General features: G+C 67.8%; 10 protein-coding genes and 2 pseudogenes. 8 read left to right on the forward strand and 4 right to left on the reverse strand.

Features of this window, described 5'->3' with window-relative positions; all coding sequences use genetic code 11:
- Both QOC69_RS28695 and QOC69_RS28700 read right to left on the reverse strand, forming a co-directional pair.
- Nucleotides 1–218, reverse strand: a pseudogene (locus tag QOC69_RS28695) (lipase family protein); the annotation flags it as partial.
- A gap of 42 nt (nucleotides 219–260) precedes the next feature.
- Nucleotides 261–965: an NrtR DNA-binding winged helix domain-containing protein gene (locus QOC69_RS28700; RefSeq protein ID WP_526445919.1), complete on the reverse strand. Its 705-nt coding sequence runs from the start codon at nucleotides 963–965 to the stop codon at nucleotides 261–263.
- Nucleotides 966–1,013: 48 nt separating this feature from the next.
- On the opposite strand from QOC69_RS28700, the gene nadA reads away from it, so the two are divergent.
- The 4 genes from nadA (at nucleotide 1,014) to QOC69_RS28720 (ending at nucleotide 5,081) form a co-directional block, all read left to right on the forward strand.
- The gene (nadA, locus tag QOC69_RS28705; protein WP_526445920.1) at nucleotides 1,014–2,060 is read left to right on the forward strand and encodes a quinolinate synthase NadA; all 1,047 of its coding nucleotides are present in this window, start codon (nucleotides 1,014–1,016) and stop codon (nucleotides 2,058–2,060) included.
- The gene (locus QOC69_RS28710; RefSeq protein ID WP_526445921.1) at nucleotides 2,057–3,607 is read left to right on the forward strand and encodes an L-aspartate oxidase; all 1,551 of its coding nucleotides are present in this window, start codon (nucleotides 2,057–2,059) and stop codon (nucleotides 3,605–3,607) included. Before nadA ends, QOC69_RS28710 begins: the two co-directional genes overlap by 4 nt.
- On the forward strand, nucleotides 3,607–4,464 hold the full coding sequence (nadC, locus tag QOC69_RS28715) for a carboxylating nicotinate-nucleotide diphosphorylase (RefSeq protein WP_526445922.1): 858 nt from the start codon (nucleotides 3,607–3,609) through the stop codon (nucleotides 4,462–4,464). Before QOC69_RS28710 ends, nadC begins: the two co-directional genes overlap by 1 nt.
- Before the next feature lie 101 nt (nucleotides 4,465–4,565).
- Nucleotides 4,566–5,081, forward strand: coding sequence for a hypothetical protein (locus tag QOC69_RS28720; RefSeq protein WP_526445923.1), 516 nt, complete (start codon nucleotides 4,566–4,568; stop codon nucleotides 5,079–5,081).
- A gap of 23 nt (nucleotides 5,082–5,104) precedes the next feature.
- Here QOC69_RS28720 and QOC69_RS28725 read toward each other — a convergent pair whose 3' ends face one another.
- Nucleotides 5,105–5,575: an LmrA/YxaF family transcription factor gene (locus QOC69_RS28725; RefSeq protein ID WP_526445924.1), complete on the reverse strand. Its 471-nt coding sequence runs from the start codon at nucleotides 5,573–5,575 to the stop codon at nucleotides 5,105–5,107.
- Between the two features lie 24 nt (nucleotides 5,576–5,599).
- Between QOC69_RS28725 and QOC69_RS28730 the strand changes: the two genes are divergently transcribed.
- The 4 genes and pseudogenes from QOC69_RS28730 (at nucleotide 5,600) to QOC69_RS28745 (ending at nucleotide 9,571) form a co-directional block, all read left to right on the forward strand.
- A complete protein-coding gene (locus tag QOC69_RS28730) occupies nucleotides 5,600–6,811 on the forward strand; it encodes a transposase (protein ID WP_526445925.1) in 1,212 nt (403 codons plus the stop codon).
- A 113-nt stretch (nucleotides 6,812–6,924) separates the two neighbouring features.
- Nucleotides 6,925–7,275, forward strand: a pseudogene (locus QOC69_RS28735) (alcohol dehydrogenase catalytic domain-containing protein); the annotation flags it as partial.
- Between the two features lie 70 nt (nucleotides 7,276–7,345).
- A complete protein-coding gene (locus tag QOC69_RS28740) occupies nucleotides 7,346–7,945 on the forward strand; it encodes a zinc-binding dehydrogenase (protein WP_526445926.1) in 600 nt (199 codons plus the stop codon).
- Between the two features lie 9 nt (nucleotides 7,946–7,954).
- Nucleotides 7,955–9,571: a CocE/NonD family hydrolase gene (locus QOC69_RS28745; protein ID WP_526445927.1), complete on the forward strand. Its 1,617-nt coding sequence runs from the start codon at nucleotides 7,955–7,957 to the stop codon at nucleotides 9,569–9,571.
- Here the strand turns inward: QOC69_RS28745 and QOC69_RS28750 are convergent.
- Nucleotides 9,568–10,031: LysE family translocator (locus QOC69_RS28750; RefSeq protein ID WP_526445928.1), on the reverse strand; the 464-nt coding region annotated here is incomplete at its 5' end. The genes QOC69_RS28745 and QOC69_RS28750 overlap by 4 nt on opposite strands.

Consider the following 10,031-nt stretch of genomic DNA (forward strand, 5'->3'; position numbering starts at 1 on the left):
GTGGCCTTGATGCGCTGCGGGATCAACCCGAGAAAGGCCAGCGCGACATCGCGGCTGCGCAACACCGTGCCCGGGTTGGCGTGCCGGAAACCTGCAGGTGGATCATAGAACGGGTCATCGGACGGCAGCTGTGGACGGGCTCCCGGCTGAAGGTCTTCGTGCTGCGGCTGCCCGATCCATTCGGCGCCACTTGCCGGAGCCACACTGCCCAAGTTCATCCGGGCAGTATTCCTTAAGGAGGCATTAAGAATCCAGTCGACTCACCCGGGCGGGCGGAGCGCGGCGAACTCGTCGGTGACCCGGTATTGGGACTCGGTGAAGCGGTACTGCGCGGCCGGCCGGCCGCCGGCGCGACCCGACTTGGCCGTCGTTCCGGTCGGGGTGATCACGCCGCGCCTGACCAGCACGCGTTGCAGGTTGGTGGCGTCGACCTGATAGCCGAGCGCGGCCCCGTAGACATCGCGCAGCGTGGACAGCACGAATTCTCTTGGCGCCAGCGCGAATCCGATGTTGGTGTAGGACAGCTTGGCCACCAGTCGGGTGTGGGCATTGGTGATCATCGTCTTGTGGTCGAACGCCATGGGCGGCAGCGCGCTGACCGGATGCCAGCGGGTGTCCGATGGCAGCGCCGGGGTGGCGGGGGAGGGCACCAGGCCGAGGAAGGTCGATGCGATGGTGCGGGTGTTGTAGACGGAATCGGGGACTCGGTCCGGATCGCTGAACACCGCGAGCTGCTCCAGATGTGTCAACTCGCGCAGGTCCACCTTCTCGGCGAGTTGACGCCGGACTGAACTCACCATGTCCTCGTCGTGACGCAGCTGGCCGCCGGGCAGCGACCACGTGCCTCGCTGCGGATCCATGGCACGTTCCCACAGCAGCACGCTGAGCTGCGGGTTTCGCGTCGCCAGGTGTCGAACCTGGAAGACGACGGCGAGCACTTCGTGCGCAGTGCTAGTATTGGGCATGTTTTCGATCATAAGTCGAAAACCTGTCCCGATCAAAAGGAGACGGATATGACGGTGTTGGACCGCACCGAGTCACCTGGCGGCTGGGCCGCTCAGATCACGAACGGCCCCGGCGGATACGGCGGCGTCATCGCCGACGAGGAGTGGGCCGCCGAGGTTCGCAAACTGGCCAAACAGCGCAATGCGACGCTGCTCGCGCACAACTACCAACTGCCTGCCATCCAGGACATCGCCGATCACGTCGGTGACTCGCTCGCGCTGTCGCGGATCGCCGCGGAGGCACCCGAGGACACCATCGTGTTCTGCGGCGTGCACTTCATGGCCGAGACCGCCAAGATCCTGAGCCCGGAGAAGACGGTGCTGATCCCCGACCAGCGGGCAGGCTGCTCGCTGGCCGACTCGATCACCGCCGACGACCTGCGGGCGTGGAAGGACGAGTTCCCCGACGCCGTCGTCGTGTCGTACGTCAACACCACGGCAGCGGTCAAGGCGCTCACCGACATCTGCTGCACGTCGTCCAACGCGGTCGAGGTCGTGGCGTCCATTCCCGAGGACCGCGAGGTGCTGTTCTGCCCCGACCAGTTCCTCGGTGCACACGTCCGCAGGATCACGGGTCGCAAGAACGTGCAGGTGTGGGCGGGCGAATGCCACGTGCACGCCGGGATCAATGGAGACGAGCTGGCCGACCAGGCCCGCGCGCACCCGGACGCCGAACTCTTCGTGCACCCCGAATGCGGCTGCGCCACATCGGCTCTGTATCTCGCAGGCGAAGGCGCCTTCCCCGACGACCGGGTGAAGATCCTGTCCACCGGCGGCATGCTCGACGCCGCCCGCGAAACCAAGGCCCGGCAGGTTCTGGTTGCCACCGAGGTCGGCATGCTGCATCAGTTGCGCCGCGCCGCACCGGAAGTCGACTTCCGCGCCGTCAATGACCGGGCGTCCTGCAAGTACATGAAGATGATCACTCCCGCGGCACTGCTGCGCTGCCTCGTCGAAGGCGCGGACGAAGTGCACGTCGACTTGGATGTTGCAGCGGCGGCTCGTCTGAGCGTGCAGCGGATGATCGAGATCGGCCGGCCCGGCGGCGGGGAATGACTTCCGCAGCGGCTTGCGGTCAGCACACCCACTGGCAGCAGCGCGCCGACGTCGTCGTGATCGGCACCGGAGTGGCGGGTCTGGTCGCCGCGCTCGCCGCGCACCGCCGGGGTCGCAGGGTGACGGTGCTGAGCAAGGCTGCCGAGACGGCTACGTTCTACGCGCAGGGCGGCATTGCCGTCGTCCTGCCCCGCACCGAGGACACCATCGAGGCGCACGTCGCAGACACGATTGCCGCGGGCGGGGGGCTGTGCGATCCCGAGGCGGTCGGTTCGATCGTCGCCGACGGTTATACCGCGGTCGCCGAACTGGTCAGTGACGGAGCGCGTTTCGACGATTCGGCACCCGGCCAGTGGTCGCTGACCCGCGAGGGTGGCCATTCCCGCCGCCGGATCATCCATGCCGGCGGCGACGCCACCGGGGCGGAGGTGCAGCGGGCGCTGGACCGCGCCGGGGCGATGTTGGACATCCGGCGCAATCACGTTGCGCTGCAGGTGCTGCACCGTGACGGCGCGGTGACCGGGGTGCTGGTGCGCAACGACGACGGACTCGGCATCGTGCACGCCCCTTCGGTGATCCTGGCGACCGGCGGCCTCGGTCACCTGTACTCCGCGACCACCAACCCGGAGGGCTCGACCGGTGACGGCATCGCGCTGGCGCTGTGGGCCGGCGTCGCGGTCAGCGACATCGAGTTCATTCAGTTCCACCCGACGATGCTCTTCGACGGCAAGGCCGGCGGCAGGCGTCCGCTGATTACCGAGGCGATCCGCGGCGAGGGAGCGGTCCTGCTCGACGCGCGGGGTGATTCGGTCACCGCGGGCGTTCACCCGATGGGTGACCTCGCCCCGCGCGACGTGGTGGCCGCGGCCATCGACGCGCGACTGTCGAGCACCGGGGACCCGTGCGTCTATCTCGACGCGCGGGACATCGCCGACTTCACCCTGCGCTTTCCCACCGTGACCGCGGCGTGCCTGGCCGCGGGCATCGATCCGACCCGCCAACTGATTCCGGTGGTTCCCGGCGCCCATTACAGCTGCGGTGGCGTCGTCACAGACATGCATGGCCGTACCGAGTTGTCCGGACTGTTCGCGGCGGGGGAGGTGGCGCGCACCGGCATGCACGGTGCCAACCGTCTGGCGTCCAACAGCCTGCTCGAAGGCCTGGTGGTGGGCCGCCGCGCGGGTGTGGCCGCCGCCCGGCACGCCGTGGATGCGGGTCCGTCCCGAGCGGCCGAACCCGACCCCGTCGATCGGGTCGCGTTGGCCCGCAACGACTTGCAACGTGCGATGAGCAGCCACGCGTCGGTGGTGCGCGATGCCGAAGGGCTCCGGTGCCTCGCCGATCTGCTGGCCGCCGCGCCCGTGCTGGCGCAGCGCAACCGCACGACGCTGGAGGACGCGGCGTTGACGGCGACGGCGGGGGTCGTGGTCGCCGCCGCGCTGGAGCGGACCGAGTCCCGCGGTTGCCACCACCGGTCCGACTACCCGGACACCGATCCCGCGATGGCGGTCAGCATCGTCGCCCGGCCGGCGGTCGTGTGCGGCTGATGGCTCTTTCCGACGAGGCCCTGGCCGAGGCCAGGGCGACGATCGCACGCGCGCTCGACGAGGATCTGCGCTTCGGGCCGGACGTGACCACCCTGGCCACCGTGCCCGCCGACGCGACCACGACGGCGGCGATGGTCACGCGCGAGCCGGGTGTGGCGGCCGGGGTGGACGTGGCTCTGCTGGTGCTCGACGAGGTACTCGGCGCCGACGGATACCGCGTGACGGGACGAGTCGAGGACGGTGCGCGCCTCGATCCCGGTGACGCGTTGTTGACGGTCGAAGCCGATACGCGCGGGCTGTTGACGGCCGAGCGGACGATGCTCAACCTGGTGTGTCATCTCAGTGGCATCGCGACGGCCACCGCCGCGTGGGTAGCCGCGGTGGAGGGCACCCACGCCAAGATCCGGGACACCCGCAAGACGCTGCCCGGTCTGCGGGCGTTGCAGAAGTACGCGGTACGGGTGGGTGGTGGTGTGAACCACCGGATGGGTCTTGGTGACGCCGCGTTGATCAAGGACAACCACGTCGCCGCAGCGGGCGGTGTGCTCGAGGCGTTGCGCGCGGTGCGCGCCGCCGCGCCGGAGCTACCCTGCGAGGTCGAGGTCGATTCGCTGGAACAACTCGACGCGGTGCTGGCCGAGAACGTCGAACTCGTTCTGCTGGACAACTTTCCGGTGTGGCAGACGCAGATCGCGGTGCAGCGCCGCGACTCTCGGGCGTCCGGCACCTTGCTGGAGTCCTCTGGTGGTCTGTCACTGGACACGGCCGCCGAATACGCAGGCACCGGTGTCGACTTCCTGGCCGTCGGCGCGCTCACCCACTCGGTGCGGGTGCTCGACGTCGGTCTGGACGTCTAGTGCGTTGCACCAATCTTCGGTACTGAGCAGCCGTTCTCGCTGAGTCGAGCAAACGAGTTTCTCTTGGCCGCCAGAGCGGGCGAGGCCGCTAGGATCAGCCCATGCCTACGTCCGATACGTCTTCAAGCCGTCATACCGGTGATTCGGGGCGGGGCGGCATCGTGTCCGTCGTGGCCGTGATCCTTGCTCTTGCCGCGCTCGGTCTGGCCGCATGGGCGGCGTTCCGACCCGCCGCGACGCCGTCAGCGCCGACCTATACGACTGCTCAGCAAGCCGACGCCAAGACGGCGATCTGCGCGGCGGCCGACCTGGTACGCAGGGGTGTTTCGCTCAACACCAACCTGCCCGTGCCGGGCGGGGAGGCCGATGTCACCGGGTCCCTCGCGGTGGCCGCCAACGCCAGAGTGTCGCTGTCGGACGGCGGGCAGTACCTGCTGGCCCGGTTGGACCCGGCGACCCCGGCCGAACTGGCCGATGCCGTCCGCCAATTCGGCAACAAGCTGATGGACATCGGGGCCGGCGCCATCGCGGGTGCGCAAAACAGCGACCCCGCCCAAGCGGCACGTCTGCGGGACGCCGACGCCGCCAATGTCAAGATTGCCGAATCCTGCAAATAGCGTGGCGCAAGGTAGCTCGGCGCTCAGTCTCGCCGGTCGAGCAGAGTGCGCGCCGCGACCTTGGCGGCGTCGAGCGCTGACCGATCGCTCGCGATGCGCGACAGGATCAGCGCCCCTTCGATGAGCGCGATCACGGCCTGTGCGGGCTGCGCGGCCTGGTCGTCGGGCCACCCATCCCCGATCAACCGGTCGGCGACGGCCGTGTACCAACCGGCGAACGCACGGGCCGAGGCATCGCGCACCTGCACGCTGGCGTGCACGGATTCGGTGGCGATGGGTTCGATCGGGCAGCCGTCGCGCTGATCACCGTCCAGACCGGCGGCCAGAATGTCGATCCACGCCGCGACGATCTCGGCGGTCGGACGTTCGGACGCGAGGACCGTGCACAGGAGTCGCGCGATATCGCCGCTAACGCCGTAGGTGGTCACGAACACCAGGTGGGCATGCAGCAGCGACCCGCTGTGGCGGGAGCGGCGAAGCTCAGGGTTTGTCACAGGTCGTCCTTACAGTCGGTGGTCATGCAGATGCGTTACCGGTATCGCATCGAACCGACGCCGGCCCAGCAGCAGATGCTGGCGCGGGTGTTCGGATGCTGCCGGGTGGTGTTTAACGACGCTTTGCGCGTCCGCGATGAGATGTATCGAGTTGGGGAGAAGCTGTCCGACAGTGAGATTCAACGTCGGGTGATCACCGCGGCCAAGACCACCGAGGCGCGCGCCTGGTTGGTCGAGGTGCCTAGTGTGGCATTAGTGCAATCGGTCAATGATTCCCGGCGAGCGTGGCGCAACTTCTTCGACTCGGCCACCGGTAAGCGTCGTGGGCGTCGCGTCGGTCGGCCGCGTATGAAGTCCCGCAAGGATCACCGGCAATCATTTCGGCTAACCCGCAACGGTTTCACCCTCCGCGACACTGGGCGGTTGTTTGTAGCCAAGGTCGGTGAGGTGCGGGTGCGCTGGTCGCGCGATCTGCCTTCGGACCCATCCTCGGTCACGATCATTCGTGAACCTGACGGGCATTTTTACGCCAGCTTCGTAGTCGATGTCGAACCGGCGCCGTTGCCTGAGGTGGCGCGTGAGGCTGGGGTGGACCTGGGCATTGCTCGGCTTGCGACCATCGCCACCAGCGACGGGCAGCGTGTTGACGTCGCCAACCCGAAGTTCTTGGGCCGTAAGTTACGAAAGTTGCGGCGGTTGGAGCGGGAGAAATCTCGCCGGCAGAAGGGATCGGCCAACAGAGACAAGACGCGGCGAGAGATCGCCAGCGCGCACAACGCGGTTGCGCGAGCACGGCGGGACTACCACCACAAGCAGGCTTTGGCGTTGGTGCGCGAGAACCAAGTGATCCACGTCGAAGACCTCAACATCGCGGGGATGGTCCGCAATCGTCGGCTGGCACGCTCGATCAGCGATGCCGGGTGGGGGCAGTTCGTGCGGATCGTCGGCGAAAAGGCCGACCGCTACGGGCGCACCGTGCACGCGGTGTCGCGCTGGTTGGCGTCGAGCAAGACCTGCTCGGACTGCGGGCACCGTCTCAACGAACTGCCACTGCAGATTCGGCAGTGGAAGTGCCCGGCTTGCCGCGCTGAACATGATCGCGACTACAACGCTGCCAAAGTCATTCTCGCTGCCGGGCGGGCAGAGAGACTAAACGTCTGTGGAACCCGTGTAAGACCGCAACTCGTTACGGCACTGGGTGTTGAAGCAGGAAGCATCCCAACAGCGACGACATGAGCCGCCACGGGAACCCTCGGCATTCATGCCGACGAGCACGTCAAAATACTTGAAAGATCACTCAGGAATACTTGAACGGTCTCTAAAGAAGGTTTGCGACGATGCGGCAATTGATGTTCGACGCTCCTGGCCGGTACGCGTGGCGCGAGGTGCCCGACTTGGAGGTCTCGACGCCGGCGCAGGCGTTGGTCCGGCCACTGGTGGTGGCGTGCTGCGATCTCGACGTCGCGGTCTCGGAGGGACTGCTGCCCATGGCGCCTGGCCATGCCGTCGGGCACGAGGGCGTGGCCGAGGTGGTCGCGGTCGGTGACGACGTCACGTCGGTAAAAGTCGGCGACCGGGTCATCGTGCCCTTCCAGATCAACTGCGGAACCTGCTCGGCCTGCCGGCGTGGCGTGACCGGTTCCTGCACGTCGCTGCCCTTGATGGCGATGTACGGCATGGCCCCGATCGCCGGGCTCGACGGCGGCGGCTTCCTGGCCGATCTGGTGTCCGTGCCCTACGCCGACGCGATGCTGATCCCGCTGCAGGACGGTGTCGACCCGGTGTCGGTCGCTTCGCTCTCCGACAAACATCCCGGACGGTTGGCGCACGGTCGGGCCCTACCGGTCGGAACTGGCAGGCCTCGATCCCGACGAGCGGCGGGTTCTCGTCGTCGGGCGGCGCTCGATCGGCCTCTACGCCGCCGCATTCGCGTCGGCGATGGGCGCGCACGTCGACTACGTCGACACCGACCCGCAACGCCTGGCCGCAGCGGAGAAGCTGGGTGCGACCGTCCACAACCGCCCGAAACCCGACAGGTCGTGGGATCCCTACCCGGTCACCGTGCACACGACGGCCGACCCCGAGTTGCTGCGGGCCACCTTGCGTGCCACCTGGCCGGACGGCGTGTGCACCGACACCGGCCTCTTCGTCCAATCGGTCGAGATGCCACTGCTGCCGATGTACACCAGGGGAGTGCGATTCGTCACCGGACGGGTGAACGCCCGCGCCGTCATCCCCGACATCCTCGAATCAATCACTGCCGGCTGCGATCTCGGGCCAGCGGTGGAGCGGGTGGTGCCATGGGACGAGGCCGACTCGGTCTGGCCGACCATGACGAGCAAGACGGTGTTCAGCCGCGCTTCGACATAACGTGGTGCGGTGAACCCGATCAGCCACCTCATCGAACGCGTGCTCAAGGCACCGCCGCCGATCACCCGCGATGTCGTCGTCCAGCGCGATCTTCGGGTACCGATGCCGGACGGGACCGTACTGCTGGCGGACAGGTGGGCGCCGCGCGCCGGGGACGCGACGTCCACCACGCTGCCCACCGCGTTGTATCGATCGCCGTACGGCCGTCGGGGAATGTTGGGCCTGATGGTGGGCCGGCTGATGGCCGAGCGCGGATTCCAGGTACTGATTCAGAGCACCCGCGGCACGTTCGGGTCCGGCGGCGTCTTCGACGCGATGCGGCAGGAGCGCGAGGACGGCTTGGCGACGTTGGACTGGATGGTCGAGCAGCCGTGGTTCGGCGGATCGATCGTGCTGATGGGCCCAAGCTACCTCGGGTACGTGCAGTGGGCGATCGCCGACCGTCTGCCGCCGCAGGTCAAGGCGATGGTTCCACAAATGACCGAGTCCGCATTGACGCTTGAGTTTCTGCGCAACGACGGCCTGTCCCTGGAGACGCCGTTTTCGTGGGGCGTCCAGACGGCCGGCCAGGAACGTCGCGGTGGGCTTCTGCGTCAACTCGTTTCCGGTCGCAGGACGGCCCGGGCGATGTCCACGCTTCCGTTGGGGCAGGCCGACGTGGCGGCAACCGGGCACCGCATCGACTACGTCCAGGACATCCTCGCCCACGACGCGGATTCGCCACGATGGGCCGGCTTCGACCACAGCCACCGGGTGGCGGAGGTCTCGGTGCCGGTCAGCTCGATCGGGGGCTGGTACGACATCTTCCTGCCTGGCCAACTGCGCGACTTTCGGACCATGCAGGACGCGGGGCGCACGGCACGCCTGACCATCGGGCCGTGGACGCACGTGGCCGTGGACCCGGTGCCGATACGGGAGTCCATCGAGTTCGCGCTCGCCCATGGGCGTGGTGAGCAGCCGCCATCTCGCGCACCGGTGCGCCTGTACGTGATGGGCGAGGAATCGTGGCGCGATTTCGAAACCTGGCCGCCGCAAGGCTATTCACCGCAGCACTACTACCTGCAACCCGACGCCGCGCTGTCCACTGAGCTGCCCGGCGAATCCGAGGCCGACCAATACCGCTACGACCCCGCCGACCCCACACCGGGAGTCGGCGGTGTAGTGATGCGCGCCCGCGGCGGTGGTCGCGTCGACAACACCAAGTTGGAGGCGCGGTCGGACGTGTTGACCTACACCAGCGCCGTACTGGGCAGCGACGTCGAGGTCATCGGCGACGTCAGCGCCGAGATCTGGTTCCGCTCGAGCCGCCCCAACGCCGACGTGTTCGTCCGCCTCTGCGACGTCCAACCCGGCGGTCGCTCGTACAACGTCTGCGACGGCCTCGTCAGCCTGTCCGGCGCGGACGAAATCGCCTGCGCCACTGTGCGGTTGTGGTCGACGGCGCACCGCTTCAAGCGCGGTCACCGCATCAGGGTGCAGGTCTCCAGCGGCGCGTTTCCGCGCTACGCGCGCAACCCAGGCACCGGCGAACCGCATGCCACGGCGACCGTCCTTCGAACCGCCGACCAGACGGTGTACCACGACGCCACGCGCCCCTCGGCGGTGATATTGCCGACGCGGACCTAAGCGGTTGCGGCGCGACGCACCAACGACAGCACCACGGCCGCCGTCGCGAACAGCCCGGAGAAGACGCGGTTGACCACCGTCTGCCGCCGCGGCGTGTGCATCCAGCGCAACAGCCGCACCGCCAACCCGGAGTACAACCCCATCACCACCAAGTCGACGACCACCATCGTCGCGCCGATCGCGAGGTACTGCGGAAGCAGCGGTGCGGTGGGCGTCACGAACTGCGGCAGCACCGCAAGGAAGAACACCAGCGCTTTCGGGTTGGTGGCGTTGACTAGGAAACCGCGGGCGACGAGCGCGGCCCGGCCACCCTCGGCGGGCGTGCCAAGCTGCTCGCGAAGGTCGCGGGTCGCCGTCCGCCATTGACGCACGGCGAGATAGAGCAGGTACGCCACCCCGACCCACTTGATGACGTTGAACACGACGATCGAGCTGGTGACGATGGCGCCGAGTCCCACGG

It is taken from the genome of Mycobacterium sp. (assembly GCF_032162105.1).
Taxonomy (GTDB): Bacteria; Actinomycetota; Actinomycetes; order Mycobacteriales; family Mycobacteriaceae; genus Mycobacterium.

Coding starts and splice junctions, on each gene's coding strand:
- QOC69_RS28700 (WP_526445919.1), bottom strand. CDS start 965: ATGCCCAATACTAGCACTGCGCACGAAGTGCTCGCCGTCGTCTTCCAG.
- nadA (WP_526445920.1), top strand. CDS start 1,014: ATGACGGTGTTGGACCGCACCGAGTCACCTGGCGGCTGGGCCGCTCAG.
- QOC69_RS28710 (WP_526445921.1), top strand. CDS start 2,057: ATGACTTCCGCAGCGGCTTGCGGTCAGCACACCCACTGGCAGCAGCGC.
- nadC (WP_526445922.1), top strand. CDS start 3,607: ATGGCTCTTTCCGACGAGGCCCTGGCCGAGGCCAGGGCGACGATCGCA.
- QOC69_RS28720 (WP_526445923.1), top strand. CDS start 4,566: ATGCCTACGTCCGATACGTCTTCAAGCCGTCATACCGGTGATTCGGGG.
- QOC69_RS28730 (WP_526445925.1), top strand. CDS start 5,600: ATGCAGATGCGTTACCGGTATCGCATCGAACCGACGCCGGCCCAGCAG.